This window comes from Campylobacter concisus (genome assembly GCF_003048375.1).
In the GTDB taxonomy this organism is placed as follows: domain Bacteria; phylum Campylobacterota; class Campylobacteria; order Campylobacterales; family Campylobacteraceae; genus Campylobacter_A; species Campylobacter_A concisus_T.
Window position 1 is genome coordinate 135,127 of the sequence record NZ_CP021642.1, and the last position, 14,952, is coordinate 150,078.

At 40.9% G+C, this 14,952-nt stretch carries 19 protein-coding genes; 2 read left to right on the forward strand and 17 right to left on the reverse strand.

The window, feature by feature from the left end:
• From CCS77_RS00735 to mqnP, 16 genes are all read right to left on the reverse strand, one after another.
• Positions 1–1,263 carry a homoserine dehydrogenase gene (locus tag CCS77_RS00735; protein WP_107916276.1) on the reverse strand — a complete coding sequence of 421 codons (1,263 nt, stop codon included), beginning with the start codon at positions 1,261–1,263 and terminating at the stop codon, positions 1–3.
• A complete protein-coding gene (locus CCS77_RS00740) occupies positions 1,260–2,468 on the reverse strand; it encodes an LL-diaminopimelate aminotransferase (protein ID WP_009295028.1) in 1,209 nt (402 codons plus the stop codon). The genes CCS77_RS00735 and CCS77_RS00740 overlap by 4 nt, the downstream gene beginning before the upstream one ends.
• 9 nt (positions 2,469–2,477) lie before the next feature.
• The gene (locus tag CCS77_RS00745; RefSeq protein WP_107916277.1) at positions 2,478–3,260 is read right to left on the reverse strand and encodes a hypothetical protein; all 783 of its coding nucleotides are present in this window, start codon (positions 3,258–3,260) and stop codon (positions 2,478–2,480) included.
• Positions 3,254–4,195: a phosphatidylglycerophosphate synthase gene (locus CCS77_RS00750; protein WP_107916278.1), complete on the reverse strand. Its 942-nt coding sequence runs from the start codon at positions 4,193–4,195 to the stop codon at positions 3,254–3,256. The genes CCS77_RS00745 and CCS77_RS00750 overlap by 7 nt, the downstream gene beginning before the upstream one ends.
• A complete protein-coding gene (locus CCS77_RS00755; protein WP_107916279.1) occupies positions 4,188–4,868 on the reverse strand; it encodes a TrmH family RNA methyltransferase in 681 nt (226 codons plus the stop codon). Before CCS77_RS00755 ends, CCS77_RS00750 begins: the two co-directional genes overlap by 8 nt.
• Before the next feature lie 100 nt (positions 4,869–4,968).
• A complete protein-coding gene (rsmI, locus tag CCS77_RS00760; protein ID WP_107916280.1) occupies positions 4,969–5,784 on the reverse strand; it encodes a 16S rRNA (cytidine(1402)-2'-O)-methyltransferase in 816 nt (271 codons plus the stop codon).
• A 3-nt stretch (positions 5,785–5,787) separates the two neighbouring features.
• Positions 5,788–5,988 (reverse strand): 50S ribosomal protein L31, encoded by a 201-nt coding sequence (gene rpmE, locus CCS77_RS00765; RefSeq protein WP_009295018.1) that lies wholly within the window; start codon positions 5,986–5,988, stop codon positions 5,788–5,790.
• Between the two features lie 81 nt (positions 5,989–6,069).
• Positions 6,070–6,726: a 16S rRNA (uracil(1498)-N(3))-methyltransferase gene (locus tag CCS77_RS00770; RefSeq protein ID WP_107916281.1), complete on the reverse strand. Its 657-nt coding sequence runs from the start codon at positions 6,724–6,726 to the stop codon at positions 6,070–6,072.
• Positions 6,727–7,128, reverse strand: coding sequence for a hypothetical protein (locus tag CCS77_RS00775; protein ID WP_107916282.1), 402 nt, complete (start codon positions 7,126–7,128; stop codon positions 6,727–6,729).
• Complete coding sequence (locus CCS77_RS00780) at positions 7,125–7,328, reverse strand: hypothetical protein (RefSeq protein WP_103609317.1); 204 nt, start codon at positions 7,326–7,328, stop codon at positions 7,125–7,127. The genes CCS77_RS00775 and CCS77_RS00780 overlap by 4 nt, the downstream gene beginning before the upstream one ends.
• Positions 7,328–7,909: a 6-pyruvoyl trahydropterin synthase family protein gene (locus CCS77_RS00785; protein WP_107917277.1), complete on the reverse strand. Its 582-nt coding sequence runs from the start codon at positions 7,907–7,909 to the stop codon at positions 7,328–7,330. Before CCS77_RS00785 ends, CCS77_RS00780 begins: the two co-directional genes overlap by 1 nt.
• Entirely contained in the window at positions 7,909–8,664 is a 756-nt protein-coding gene (locus tag CCS77_RS00790) for a 7-carboxy-7-deazaguanine synthase QueE (RefSeq protein ID WP_107916283.1), read from the reverse strand. Before CCS77_RS00790 ends, CCS77_RS00785 begins: the two co-directional genes overlap by 1 nt.
• On the reverse strand, positions 8,664–9,632 hold the full coding sequence (gene moaA / locus CCS77_RS00795) for a GTP 3',8-cyclase MoaA (RefSeq protein WP_107916284.1): 969 nt from the start codon (positions 9,630–9,632) through the stop codon (positions 8,664–8,666). Before moaA ends, CCS77_RS00790 begins: the two co-directional genes overlap by 1 nt.
• A gap of 134 nt (positions 9,633–9,766) precedes the next feature.
• On the reverse strand, positions 9,767–10,273 hold the full coding sequence (locus tag CCS77_RS00800) for a DUF6115 domain-containing protein (RefSeq protein WP_004318037.1): 507 nt from the start codon (positions 10,271–10,273) through the stop codon (positions 9,767–9,769).
• Between the two features lie 9 nt (positions 10,274–10,282).
• Positions 10,283–10,804, reverse strand: a complete 522-nt coding sequence (locus CCS77_RS00805) for a hypothetical protein (RefSeq protein WP_021083969.1) — start codon at positions 10,802–10,804, stop codon at positions 10,283–10,285.
• Positions 10,801–11,661, reverse strand: a complete 861-nt coding sequence (mqnP, locus tag CCS77_RS00810; RefSeq protein ID WP_430516330.1) for a menaquinone biosynthesis prenyltransferase MqnP — start codon at positions 11,659–11,661, stop codon at positions 10,801–10,803. Before mqnP ends, CCS77_RS00805 begins: the two co-directional genes overlap by 4 nt.
• A 103-nt stretch (positions 11,662–11,764) precedes the next feature.
• Here mqnP and CCS77_RS00815 point away from each other — a divergent pair, with 103 nt between their 5' ends.
• On the forward strand, positions 11,765–12,979 hold the full coding sequence (locus CCS77_RS00815) for an FAD-dependent oxidoreductase (RefSeq protein ID WP_107916286.1): 1,215 nt from the start codon (positions 11,765–11,767) through the stop codon (positions 12,977–12,979).
• Between the two features lie 2 nt (positions 12,980–12,981).
• Entirely contained in the window at positions 12,982–13,857 is an 876-nt protein-coding gene (gene miaA, locus CCS77_RS00820; RefSeq protein WP_107916287.1) for a tRNA (adenosine(37)-N6)-dimethylallyltransferase MiaA, read from the forward strand.
• A gap of 87 nt (positions 13,858–13,944) precedes the next feature.
• Here miaA and CCS77_RS00825 read toward each other — a convergent pair whose 3' ends face one another.
• Positions 13,945–14,937: an iron-sulfur cluster assembly scaffold protein gene (locus tag CCS77_RS00825; protein ID WP_103570503.1), complete on the reverse strand. Its 993-nt coding sequence runs from the start codon at positions 14,935–14,937 to the stop codon at positions 13,945–13,947.
• Positions 14,938–14,952: the final 15 nt, after the last annotated feature.

Genomic DNA, 14,952 nt, shown 5'->3' on the forward strand with positions numbered 1-14,952 from the left:
CTACTCCTCGATCCTCATCATAAATGGCTCTTCTTTTATATACTCTTGCTCTTTTAAAAGCTCTATCGTTCGCTTCGCATCAGCCTCTAAGCTCGTGTGCGTCGTGAAAAATAGCACGGCATACTCGCTCTCATCTTTTGGCTTTTGTAGCAAGCTATCTATCGAGAGGTTGTTTTCACTCATTAAATTTGTTATCTTTGCTAGCACGCCCATCTTGTCTTCGACTTTTAGTCTAAAGTAGTATTTTGTCTTTATTCTGTCGCGATCAAGAAGCTCTAAGGTATTTAGCTCAAATGGCGCTTTGTATCCAAGCATCGGCGACTTGCTATCTCTTGCGATGTCGATAAGATCGCTAATTACTGCGCTTGCTGTTGCATCTCCGCCAGCTCCCGGGCCGTAATACATCGTTTCGCCAACGACCTCGCCAACGACGCTTATAGCATTTGTCACGCCACTTGCCTTTGCTATCATTTTATTTTGTGGCACAAGCGCAGGATGCACTCGTAGTTCGACCTTGCCTTCGCTTTTTTTGGCGATGGCTAGAAGCCTGATCGAGTATTCAAAGTCTTTTGCGAAAAATATATCCTCTGGCGTGATGCCTTGAATCCCTTCTATCAAGATATCTTCTGGATCGCCGTGCACGCCGTATGCGATGCTTGCTAGGATGAGCAGCTTGTGAGCCGTGTCAAAGCCACCCACGTCAAAGGTAGGGTCAGCCTCGGCATATCCAAGCTCCTGCGCCTTTTTAAGTGCGTCTTTGAAATTTGATCCCTCATTCATCATCGAGGTTAGGATGTAGTTGCTCGTGCCATTTAGTATGCCATTTATGCTTAAGATGTGGTTGGCGCTAAGTCCCTCTCTTAAGGCTCTGATGATCGGTATGCCGCCAGCCACGCTTGCTTCAAAGCCAAATGGCGTGTTTTTGGCTAAATTTTGCAAAGCATATCTATGATAGGCAAGAAGCGCCTTGTTTGCAGTGACGACCGCTTTTTTGCGTTTTAAAATTTCGCTTACCACTCTAAAAGGCTCTTCAACACCGCCCATAAGCTCGACAAAAACGTCGATATCATCGCGGTTTATGACGCTATTTATATCGTCAGTCAAAGGGATGCCAGCGTCTCTTTTTTTATTTAAATTTCTAACCACACCGATGACTGGCACTATCTCTTCGCCACATCTTGCTGCGATCAGTTTTTTGTTTTTTAGTAAAATTTTTGCAACCGATTCACCAACGGTTCCAACGCCTAATATCGCTACATTCATTCAAATTCTTTCAAATATTTTTTTATATTTCTTGCTGCTTGTCTTATCCTGTTTTCATTTTCGATAAGAGCTAGGCGCACATAGTCGTTTCCGCCCTCGCCAAAACCAATGCCTGGGCTAACTGCAACTGAAGCCTTTGTAAGAAGCTGCTTTGAAAACTCAAGACTGCCTAAGTGGCTAACCTTTGGTGGAAGTTTCGCCCAGATAAACATGCTGGCATTTGGCTTTTTAAGCTCCCAACCAGCCTGAGCAAAGGCCTCTATCATCACATCTCTTCTTTTTTCATAAATTTGGCGTATCTCTTCAACGCAGCTTTGATCGCCGTCAAGTGCGACCGTGGCAGAGACTTGTATCGGCGTAAACATACCGTAATCAACCCATGATTTTATCTTTTTAAGTGCGGCACAAAGTCTTTTGTTTCCACACATGAAGCCAACTCTCCAGCCAGCCATGTTGTAGCTTTTTGAAAGAGTGTAGCACTCGACTGCGACATCTTTTGCGCCTTCTACTTCAAAGATACTTGGCGTTTTGTAGCCATCAAAGGTAAGATCGGCGTAGGCGATATCAGATATGACGTAAAATCTCTCTTGCTTTGCGATGCTTACAAGGCGCTCGTAAAAGCTCTTTTGCACGGTCACGGTTGTTGGATTGTGAGGGAAATTTACGACTACATATTTTGGTTTTGGCGAGCTTGCGTGTATCGTCTGGATTAAGTTTTCAAAAAATTTATTCTCATCAAGCTCAAATTTATCATTGTAGTGAAGCGGCATCTTTGCGACGCTTCCGCCAGCAAATAAAAAGGCCTGCGTGTGTATCGGATATGCAGGATCAGGCACGATAGCCACGTCGCCTGGGTTTATCACAGCTTGAGCAAGATGCACAAAGCCCTCTTTGCTGCCCATGGTGGCGACTGCTTCGGTTTCTGGGTCTAAATTTACGCCGTATTTTCTCTTATACCAGTTGCAAATGGCAAGGCGGAGCTTATAAATTCCAGCACTGGCTGAGTAGCCGTGGGTCTTGTCTTTTTGCGCGCTTTCGCATAGTTTATCGACGATGTGCTGCGGTGTTCTGCCCTCTGGGTTGCCCATAGAAAAGTCGATGATATCCTCGCCAGCTCTGCGTGCTGCCATTTTTATAGCATTTACTTCGGCAAAAACGTAGTTTGGCAAACGCTCAATTGTATTAAATCTTATCTCATCAAACACTGTTTGCTCCTATTTTATAAGCTTGATAATTATCTCGTTTTTAATGTTAGTTATGTCGTTATTGTCGCTAATTAACGCGTATTTTGCGTCACTAGCTAAATTTATGGTGTAGTTAGTTTTTATCTCGTTTTCTCTTTTTAGATCGATTTGGTTTAAATTTTTATCATAAATTCTAACAAGTGGCACCCATTTGTTTGGCTCGTTTGAGATGATATTTAGGCTACTTGCGCCTGCTACATCGACGATATAGACGCCACCACTCTTTACAAGTGGGCTCTCTTCGTTAAAATTTACTTTTGACGCATCAAGGCTCATATTGTTAGCATCCAAATAAAGCGCTAAATTTCCATCAAGCCTATCAAACCCCATGATCTTAAAGCCGCTTTTACTAAGCGTGAAATTTAGCAAATTTGGATCTATGCCGCCACTTTTTAGGGCTAAAATCCCATAAGAAATTTCATTGCCATTTTTTAGAGAATTTACCCTTGCTACGCTTATATTTGCATCTTCAAGAGCTAAATTTATCGATTTTACAAATAGTGCTGAGGGGACTTTTTGCGTGCTTATAAATTTTAAATTTAAGCTATTTGAGCTAAATGAGAGAGCATCGTAGTTCGAGCTTTGCTTTAGCCTTAAGACCAGCTCGCCAACGTTTAGCGAGCCGTTAGTGTCTAAATTTTCTAAAGAAATTTGCAGATCTTTTCCGCTGCTTAGTGCGCTTGCACTGCTATTTAGATCAAAAGCGTATGAAAAAACGCTAAAAAGAAGAAATATGGCTAGTTTTTTTACCAAGATTTGCCCTTATTCATCTCGACAAACTCGTCATAAGTTAAAAATTTCATATCGCCATTTTCTACTAAAAATCTAGCTGGACGGCTTGGGTTATACTTTGTCACTTTATCGCCGATCTTAAGCTCGATGTTGCCATTTCCGCAAACGACTAGCTGCCTTTGGTCTAAATTTATATTGACACTTTTGCTTGTATCGCTTGATGTTTTTTGACCATTTTCAAGGTTGATGATGCCTATCCAAACGCGTTGTTTTGGTGTGATGATCGCCTCATTTAGTGGCTTTGTTACGTTTTGCTCTACTTTTGGAGCTGGCTGGGCTGCCATGCTAGGTTTTAGGGCATTTTGATCAACACTAGCAGGACTTACAGTCACGTTTTGCTCAGCTGGAGCTGAAATTTTCACGCTTGAAGCGTTTGCATCGATCTTTGGAGTGTTTTGGGAGATCGTTACGTTTGTGTCGATTATATTTTTCTTCACTTCATTTACAATGCTTGATTGCGAGTAGCTCACGCTCGTGTTGTCTTCATTTAAGCTTGCGATGAAATTTTGGACATATTTGTAAGCGTCAAAGTAGTAAGCACCGCCAGCGATGATAGCTAAAATGATGATCCAGAAGAAAAATCCAGCCCCGCCACCGCTACTTTGCCTTTGGATCGAGACATCTTCAGGTGTGTAAGAAGAAATTTTTGGGCTGACTTTTGTTTTTTTGCTCTCATCAGGTATATTTTCTTGCATGAAAGCGTCGTATTCTGCGAGAAGTTCGCTAAGATCGACGCCGTACTCACGCTGTAAAATTTTGGCATAGCCTCTCATGTTTAAGCGTGATAATTTTTCAAAATTTTTGTCAAAAATGTATTGTAAAAATGTGGGTTCAATGTGCGTTTTACGCGAAATTTCCTTTATACCTATCTCTTTTAAATTTTCTAATTCATTCATCTATCATCCTATCACAAATTATCGCAAAAGCTGCACTTACATTTAGGGAGTCCCAGCCGTCTTTTAGCTTGATACCGACGCACTCATCGCACTTTGCTAGAGCTTTTTGCGGTATGCCTTCGCCCTCTGATCCCATCACCAAAGCCCTTTTGCCAGCAAATTTCATCTCTTTTATATTTTTGCCGTTGCTTGCCGTCGCGTAGAGCCTAAAACCACACTGTTTTATCTCGTTTAGCAGGCTAAGTCCGTCTTCAAAGATCGCTATTGGTATCTCGTAAGCAGCACCGCTACTTGACCTTAAAACACCTTGCATATTTACACTTTTTGTAACGATGACAAGTCCTTCGCAGCCTAGAGCATAGGCGCTTCTAGCGATGGCGCCGATATTTCCGACGTCACTTATGCCATAAAGCACGGCGATAAAATTTAGCTTTTTTAGCTCGCTAATGTCTGAAAACTCAAACTCGCTAACGCTTGCTAAGAAGCCTTGATGGTTGCCGCCATGCGCCATCGACTGAGCTTTTTGATTATCCACGCGGATGATCTTCTTGCCAGTGCCACAAATTTTAGAAAAGAGTTTTTTATCACACTCTTTTGAGAGATAGATCTCTTCTAGGATCTGTGGGCGCTTGTTCAAAATATGTAAAAATAGCTGTTTTCCGTATATTATCATAGTGGCTTATGGTAGCTAAAATCAAGTAAAATTTAACTTATTTTGCTTCTAAATTTGAGTGAATTTTTGAAACTTTTTGAGTGAATTTGAGCTTTTAAATTTACGCTTTTATAAGCTCGTCGTATATCTTTTTGACCTCTTCGCCAGTTATTTTGCTAAGCAGTTTTGCCTTTGCTTTTGGGGCGATGTCAAGCGAGATGATCTCATCTTTTGTGATATTTTGAGTGACTATGTTAGCACTTTTTGAGATGACTACTGCCCATTCGCCGTTTAAATTTGCTTTTTCTAAAATTTGGGCCAAATTTTGAGCATTACCTTTAAATTTGGTCTCAAATTTTTTGGTGGCCTCTTTTATGGCAAAAATTTCTCTTTCTGGTTCTAAATTTGCAACGCTTTGCACTAAGCTTAATATGCGTTTTGGGCTTTCATAGATCACAGCTGGATAGGCTAAGCTTAGAGCATTTTGTATAGCTAAGGCTCTCTCTCTGCCAGTATTTGGTAAAAAGCCTAAAAAAACAAACTCTTTATCGCAAAGTCCGCTGGCGACTACGCTTAAAAGTGCAGCGTTTGCTCCGCTTAAAATTTCGTATTTGATATCATTTTTTTGAGCGTATCTTACTAGGCTAACGCCTGGATCGCTTATGCCTGGCATGCCAGCATCGCTCATATAAGCTACGTTTTTGCTTAAAATTTCATCACTTAAATTTGCAAAAAATTCATCTTCGTTGTGGGTGTGAAGCGGGATAAAATTTGAGATATTTATATTTGCGTCAAAGCGTTCGTTTAGCAGATTTACAAGACTTTTGCAAACTCTTGTATCTTCGCAGATAGCTATCTCGCATTCACGCAAAATTTTGATCGCACGAAGCGAGATATCTTCTAAATTTCCTATTGGAGTAGGAATAAAGTAGAGCAAGGCTTATTTTTGAGCGTATTTTTTCTTAAATTTCTCAACACGGCCAGCGCTATCAACTATCTTTTCGCTGCCTGTGAAAAATGGGTGGCACTTGTCACAAATGTCAATTCTGATTTCGCTTTTGTTTGACTTTGTCTTAAAAGTGTTGCCACACGCGCAAGTTACGGTGCAATCTACATACTCTGGATGGATCTCTTTTTTCATCATCTTTCCTTTATTATTTTTGGCTATTTGTTACCTTAAAAGTTGCTGATTATATAAAAACTAATCTAAAAATCAAATAAATCAAGCAAGAAATTTTGCCGCCACAGATATGACTGCGGTCTGTGATCTTAAGATATTCTTTGTATTTAGGCCGTAGATATTTTTAAATTTAGCCGTCTCATCCTCGCTAAATCCGCCCTCTGGACCAATTATTAAAATTTCATTATCTCTTTTTTCATTTAAATTTTTACCGCCAAAATTTATCGCCGAGACATTTTTATAAACGCTCATTAGCTCGTCTAAATTTTTGTAAATTTCAAACTCCATTAGCGACGTTCTCCCGCACTGCTCGCATGAAAGTGCGTTTATGTAGTTTAGTTTTTCAAGGTCGATCTTGAAATTTGCTTGAGAAAATTTAGTATAGACAAAGGCGATCTTGCCAATGCCAAGCTCATTTAAAAATGGCAGTGCCTTTTCGATCGTCTTTGGATCAACAACTGCCCAAGCGATGGTAAAGTCAAATTTATGCTCGCAGTTTAGGCTGGCAAAGACAAGGCTTAAATTCGCACTTCTGCGCTCTATCTCATCGATCTCGTAGATGTACTCTTTGCCGTCGCGTAAATTTCTAACACTTATGCGCTCTCCAGCCTCAACCCTTCTAGCTTTTAGGTGCAAAAATGCCTCATTTACTATTTTTAAGCGCTCTTTGCCAGCGTTTTTATCATATAAAAATTTCATCTAAATCCCTGCTATGATGATCAAAATGATGTCGCAAATGCCTTTAATAAGGGCAAATTTTTTAAATTTCTCTAGCTCGTCAGCAAACGCAAATTTTTTTAGCCTTTTATACCCAACTGCGCTAAGTGCGATTAAGGCTATCAAGACAAGAAGCATTTTTATGGCGTTAAATTTTGGCTCGTAACTATAATATGCCCACAAAATAAGCCCAGTTAGCACCAAAAAGCTAAGCAGCATATGATAAATAGGCAAGAAATACCTTATGCGAAGCACGTAGTTTTTACTCCCCACTCCAAACTGAGTAAGCGCTAGATAAAGCACCGCTAAAGCAAGTAGCGCATAAAAAAATGTCACGTGAAATGGCAAAGTATAAACGTAGAGCGAGCTTAAGTGTTCGTTCATTTCTTCTCTTTAGGAGGCTCGTTTTCTTCGACGACTGGCTCAGGTGGCAGCTGCTCATCGATAGTTACATTTGCATCGGGCTGAGCTATCGTAACATCACTAGGGACTGGCTCGCTAACGTCGCTTTTGGCCTCTTCTTTATCTTCACATCCCAAAAATACGCCAGCTATAAGCAAAAAAGAGGTTATAAATTTTTTCATTAAACGTCCTTTGGATTTTCTATTTTTATCTTATTTATCATCTTTTCAAGCAAATTTTTATCTTCCCACTCGTCCATAATCGCCTCTGAAAATTTGATATCACTAAGCCTTATCTCGCCCATTTGTGGGTTTATCGCGTCCTCTTTGAAGCACTGCGCATAGCCAGTGTCGGTCTCGTGCACGATGACGCTATGAAGCTTCACTTCGCGCTCGCCGTTGTTCATCACGCTAAGCTCAAGTATCCGCTCGATCATGACAAAAAATATACGGCAAAACTGCTCTGCGCTGGGATTTAGTGGGATCTCTATCCACCTTGCAGAGTGCTTTTTAAGGTCGTTTTTGTATTCGTCACTATCGCCTGAAAATATGGTCGTAGCGTGATCAAAGCTATCGATGATCGTCTTTATGTTTTGCTTCATCAGCCCAAAGTCATAGACCATGCCAGCGTTGTCTAAGAAATTTGAGCTAAGTAAAATTTCTGCCACATAGCTGTGGCCGTGGATGCTCGTCCTGCAGCGCTTTGAGCTACAAAATCTCACGATATGCGCATTTTCAAATCTAAAAAGTTTTCTAATAATCATCAAACACCCTCTTTGTCGCCCCAAAGCCTGATGTGGATACGCTCTGAGTAGTTAAATCCATGCTTTATGGCAAATTCCGCTGTTTTTAGAGCATTTTTGCTTAGCTCTTCTTTATTTGCGCCCATCGCCATGCACCAGACGGGTAAATTTGCTCTATTTTTTATATCTAAAATTTCCTCCAGCTCACTTTTGTCAAAGCGCGATAGGACAAATTTTAAAAAGCTACTTTTTGCGTTATTTTTGATAGCTAAAATAGCATCTAAATTTATGCGTTTTTGCTCGCTAACTCCGCTGTTTGCTAGCTTTACGCCAAGTGCAAAATGGCAGTTTTTATAAATTTCAAATTTATCAAAATCAACCAAGATTGTGCCATTTGTCTCAAAATGCACCTCGTAGTTTATAAGCAAATTTCTTACCAAATTTATGAAATTTTCATTTTGATGCCAGATGAGTGGCTCGCCGCCTGTTAAAACGATGATCGGCTTTTGCTCTAAGCCTTTACAAAGCCCATCAACTAGGCTTAAAATTTCATCTGTGCTATATGTTTTGTGGTGAAAATGTCCCTTAAAAACGGCTCTTATGCTATCGCATCCCAAAAGCTCTTCACCTGTTTTTAAAGACCTTGTCTTTACGCCAAAGCCAGAGCAGTTTAGGTTGCAGCCCAAAAAGCGTAAAAACACAGCGAGCCTACCCTGATAAGCGCCCTCGCCTTGGATGCTTAAAAATGCCTCAACTAATTCTAGCTCTTTGCTCATCAACCACCAGTTTGGTAAAATGCCCTTGAAGAGGTTTCGTTTTCAGCTCCTAGAGCCCATTTGTTCTCTTTTGGCTTGTTGGCAAGCACTTGTCTTAAGATCTCGCTTGCTGCGACGATATCGCCATTTGCAACTGCTTTTTTGATACTTAGTGCATCTTCAAAGTAAAGGCAAGGTATCAAAAGTCCTTCAGCGCTTAGCCTAATGCGGTTGCAACTCTCGCAAAAGTCGTGTTTGTGGGGGTCAATGATGCCAAATTTATAGCCGTCATCAAGCCTATAAATAGACGCGGGTGCGTTTGGCAATTTTTCATCTTTTGTGACATTATATTTTTGCGAGATGATACTCAAAATTTCGTCGCTTTTTAGCCCTTTTAGATCATCTTTGGCGTGCGAGTTTTCCATATATTCGATAAATCTGATCTGAGAATTTCTAAATTTAGCAAACTCAAGCAAATTTACTAGCTCATCGTCGTTAAAGCCTTTTAGAGCGACTGTGTTTATCTTGACCTTTAGCCCGGCGTCAAGTGCTGCTTCAAAGCCAGCTAAAACATCGTGTAAGACGCTCTTTTGAGCGATAAATTTAGCCTTTTGCTCATTTAGCGTATCAAGCGACATATTTATGCGCTTTAGACCAGCGTCTTTTAGCCTTTTGGCAAAGTGCGGCAGCATAAAGCCATTTGTCGTAAGCGCTAGATCGATGTCTGGCTTATAATCGCTTATCATCTTTATAAAGACATCCAGATCCTTGCGCACGAGCGGTTCGCCACCTGTGATCCTGATCTTTTTCACACCCTCGTCGATAGCTACTTTGACAAATAAAAATAGCTCTTCAAATGTCAGTAAATTCTCTTTTGGTGTCCAACTAAATGGCGTCGTAGGCATGCAATATCTACATCTAAAATTGCAACGCTGCGTCACAGAAATTCTTAAATAATCAACAACCCGACCATATTTATCTATTAGCATAAAGCACCTTTTTTTAAGCTTGGTTAGAGCTTTTTTAATTTTCAATTATATGTTAAAAGATTTAAATTTAAATAAAAATTTAAGCTAATTTTTGTAGTTTAAGAGTAGTTTTGTCTTTTAAAATTAGCCCAAATTTAGGCTAATTTATGAAATTTAAGCACAAATTCAACTCGTCCCATACCCACATGAAGATCTTTAGCGATCATGGCTGCGCTTTTGCCATCTTTAAACATCTTTAGGATCTGCTCTTCTTCGTTGATGACGCTTGGGGCGATTTTATTGATATCTCTTGTTCGCTCCTCAAGGTTAAACATCCTATCTTTTTGTTCGTTTGCAAAGTCATCTATCACTCGCTCGATGCTCTTTATGGCGCGGATTATCGGCACGATTTTTTCATTTATTTGCTCGTTTATCTGCTCTTTTAGCTCATCTTTCACATCTTTTAGCTGCTCGTCGTCATCAGGCTTAAAGCTCGCCAGTGCGGCTAGCTGCTTTTTGAGATTATAGTTTTCTTGTATGGCGCTCTCTATGGCACGCTCATATCTTGTAAATTTCTTATTTGTCTCGCTATCTTTTATAAATATCAAAGCTATTATTATCGCTAAAACGATGCCAAAACCTAAAAAAATGTAAATTTCCATATTTTTCCTTTACGAATTCGCTCTAAGCTCTCTTATCATCACACGCTCTCTAGCCGTCACGTAAGCGTTCCAGTCGGCCTCGTCCTCTTCGTGCATGTTCTCTATCTTTGCTAGCCTCTCATCCTCCGCCCTTAGATAAAGGCTCAAATTTCTCTTTGGAAAGATAGGCATCATAATCCTTGCGTAGTAAATTTCATCTTTTTTAAATTTATCTTCGCTTATTTTTATATGCGTAAAGCCGATCTCATCGATATCTGCGCTCTCTTTTAGCGGCAAGTATTGCTTGTGCTCGTTTTTTATATAATCACTAAGCGCGTCTATCTTTCTATGAAGCTCGATGACAAGCGTTAGTAAGACTTGGTCGCTCTCTTTTGTCTCGCCGCGTGATTTTGCACGCTTTAGCCACGCTCCAAGCGCATCTTCGTCGCCTGGCAAGATAGAGTTAAATTCTCTTAAAAATTTCTCATCTCCACTTCTGTCACACTCATAAACCATGCTAAGAGGCGCTTTAAAAAGCCTTACTTCGCTCATAATACACTGATCCAAACAAAGATGAAAAATAAAATTCCCAAGTAGCCATTTAGCGTGAAAAACGCCCTATCTATCTTACTAAAGTCGCGCCTTACGATCCTATGCTCGAAAAATAATATCACACCACTTACCACAATGCCAAAAAACGCCATCGCTCCAAGCCCAGCCGCCCAAGCAAAAAGCAGCCAGAGTATAAAAGCTAGAGCGTGAAAAATGGCTGATAAAAATAGTGTAGCCTTGTCGCCGTAGATCGCTGGTATGCTAAAGAGCTTGTTTTCTTGGTCAAATTTCATATCCTGCAGCGAGTAAAGCAGGTCAAAGCCAGCCACCCAAAATGTCACACCAAAGCAAAGTAGCACGCTCCAAAGCGGTATAGCAGCGCTTACTGCGACCACGCCAGCGATAGGAGCAAGTCCAAGACTAAGGCCTAGCACCAAGTGCGCTAGCTCGCTAAATCGCTTAAATAGCGAGTATCCGCCAAGCACGGCAAGTATGGGGAAACTCAGCCAAAATGCGAGCGAATTTACAAAATAAGCGCATGCGATAAAGATAAGTGCGTTTGCTGCGATGAAAAGCTGCATATTGCCCTTGCCGATGCGCCCATCGACGCTTGGACGGCTTGCGGTGCGTGGATTTAGCTTGTCGATGTCCTCGTCTTGGTATCTGTTAAACGCCATGGCGAAATTTCTAGCGCTAACTGCGCAAATAGTGCCTAAAATAAGCAGTTTAAAGCCAAACCAAGCTGAGCCATTTTCTATCTTGCTCGCAACTATCATCGCCACAAAGATAAATGGCAGGGCAAAAACCGAGTGCTTAAAAACGATGAGTTCTGCGATATCTTTTAGCTTTTTAATCATATAAATTTCCATGTTTTTTAAAAAGTGTTTGATTTTACATCATTTTGCTTTAAATCTAAATTTATATTATCATTGCGAGAGTAATTTAAAATGAAGGGTTATGATGAGTAAAATAGCGATTATCGGAGATGGTTTTAGTGCGTTATTTACGGCGCTTGAGCTAGCTAAAAAGAATGAAGAAATTTTAGTTATTAGTAGCCAAAAAGATGAGTTTGAAAGCGGAATTTTAACCCCATTTAACACCCCAGCGCTTGCAAGAGATGGAGCGATATCTAGCTCATTTTTGGGACTAGTTAGTAAAAAAAGCGAGCTTGATATAGCGCTTTGCTTAAATGAAAACTTTAGAGCTTGGATGGCGAATTTCACGCTTAAATCAACAAAGGCTCATGATAAAAAGATGAGAGTTTTGTTTAAAAAATTTGGACAAAAGAGCTTTGAAATTTTAAAAGAGCTAAGCGAAAAATATCCGCAGATAAAATTTGATGAGAGCGGCGTTTATCTTATATTTAGCGAGGATGAGAGCTTTAAAAAGAGGCTTGATGAGACAAGGGTCGCTGATAGCGAGCAAGAAATTTTAAGCGTGGATAGTGAGCTAGCAAATTTTGGTCTGATAAACAAAAACATAAAAGGGGCGCTAAATTTAGCTAAAAACGCGAGTATCGACGCTGGAGAGCTAAAAAAAGCGCTTGTTAGTGAGCTAAACAAGCTTGGAGTACAGTTTATAAACGATGAAATTTATGAGCTAAAAACGCAGGGGCAAACCGTTCAAAAGGCTGTTGGCAGTGCTGGCGAATACGAGGCTGATAGCTTTGTCGTGGCTAGTAGAAATTTGGAGCTTTCAAGCAAGCTTGGGACAAATTTAAGTGCCATTTTGGCTAAATTTTACACGATCGATCTTGTGCTAAGCGAGGGTCAGATCCCTAAAAAACTGATCATTTTAAATGATATGTTTGCCAAAATTTATCCAACGAAAAATGGTGTCACGATCATCACAAATTTACAAGTGGGCGCGATCGATACGCTTGTAAAAACAGAAAAGATCAACGCATTTTTAAACGAGCTAAAAAGACACCTTGGCATAAGCGAGCTAAAAGAGCCTAACTTTAGGGCAAATTTCGTCCTTCTTAGCTCAAATGACAAGCCAGCGATCGGACGCGACGAGACATATCAAAATTTGCTCTATAACCAAGCATACGGGCTAAACGAACTAAGCTTTGCACCGCACTTTGCAGGCGTTTTGGCTGATCTTATAAAAGAGGGCAAAAGTAACGAGCAAAGTGATGAAATTTTGCTATTTAGCTCATTTTACGAGGGCTAAGCTTGTTTGGCGAGCTAGCACTAATTGGCACCACAGCAAGCGGTAAGAGCGATCTAGCCTTTGAGCTAGCAAAGGAATTTGGTGGTGTCATCTTAAGCCTTGACTCGCTAGCACTTTATAAAGAGATAGATATCGCCAGCGCAAAGCCAAAGCCCTGGCAGCTGGGGGCTGTGAGGCACTTTGGAGTGGATGAAATTTACCCTGATGAGGAATTTAGCGTTGGGGCGTTTTTTGAAATTTATAAAAATGCAAAGGAATTTGCGCGCTCACAAAAGTGCCCACTCATCATCACGGGAGGCAGTGGCTTTTATCTAAAGGCGATGCTTAGCGGACTTGCGCCAGACGTGCCAAAATGCGAGCTAAATTTAAGTAATGAAGAAATTTACGAGCTAGCTTTACAAAACGACCCTGAGTTTGCAAGTAAATTTAGCCAAAACGATTCTTATCGCCTCGAAAAATGGTATCAAATTTATAAATTTAGCGGCCAAATCCCAAGCATCTGGCTAAAGCAAAATACCAAAGAGAGCGTCATAAAAGAGCTTGCGATATTTGAAATTTTATGGGATAAAGATGAGCTTAGAGCTCGTATCGCAAAGCGAACGAAAAATATGCTAGATGAGGGCTTGATAGATGAGGCGAAGTTTTTATTTGACAAGTATAAAAGCGAGCCAAAACCACTAAAATCAATAGGTCTAAAAGAGTGCAAGAAGTTTTTGGAGGGTGAAATTTCAAAAAGCGAGCTAGAAACGCTTATCGCCACGCACACAGCCCAGCTTGCTAAGCGCCAGCGAACCTTTAACCGCTCGCAGTTTGAGAAGAAATTTGTGGGCGACTTGACGCAGACTAGAAGTGAAATTTTGAAATTTTTAAAAGGTTAAATTTGAGCTTGGTTAAATTTAAATTATCTAGGTGGTAAATTTAATTTAGCAGGGGCGAACAGCTCCAAAAGAAGCCGTTCGATAAATTTATATAGGCATAACCCTGATTTTTGGGCTTAGGCTCTCTTGTAAGACATTTTCTATCGCATAAAGCGTGCCAGTCGAGCCGCTTGAACAGCCTGAGCAAGCGCCAAGATAGCGGATATAAACGTCGATATTTTCGCCGTTATCGTTTCTGATGTCTATGATCTCTAAATTTCCGCCATCCATCATAAGCATCGGGCGGATCTCTTTATCGATGATCGACTCGATCGCTTTTAGCTGGCCAACCATCGTCATGCTCTCAAAGCTAACGTCGCTTAGCGTGTTGTTTGCTTGAGCGTTGGCCTGAGCTTCAAGCCTCTCTTGCTCCATCTCAGCCCTAGTATCGCGCAAGATATCAACCAAATAGTAGTCTTTTTTCTCGTGTCCGCCAGGTCTAACGCATGATTTGCAAAATGCGCCTGCTTTGGTGTATTGCGTGATCTCCTCAACCGTGTGAAGGTCGTTTAATCTTATCACCTCTTTGATCGTGCCAAGGCTCACTCTAGCGCATTCGCAAACGATGATCTCATCTTCAAAGTGCTCCGGGTCTATGCCCTTGTAGCTTGCAGCAGCTGCCTTGATAACGTCATACGCCATAACCGAGCAGTGCATCTTTTGAGGTGGGACGGCCGGTGTGTCTGGGTTGTCACGCATAGCTCTTTCGACATCGAGGTTTGTTATCTTGACCGCCTCATCGACTGTTTTGCCGATGCAAAGCTCAGCCATCGTATCAGAGCTAGCTATCGCCGTGCCACAGCCAAAGCTTTTAAATTTAGCGTCTATTATCTTGTCAGTTTTCTCATCAACGAGCCAGTAGAGCCTGACCGCATCGCCGCAGCTCTCTGCGCCAAAGTCAGCGACGATAAGTTTTGCGTTTGCTTTTTTGGCGTCCTCTTCGGTTAGTTCGCCCATGAATTTAGGATTATTCATCCTGTCTTGCACTACCTTTGAGTATTCATCCCAGATAGAGCCGCCGATTAAGTTATTTTTTGCCATGTTTTTCCTTTAAAT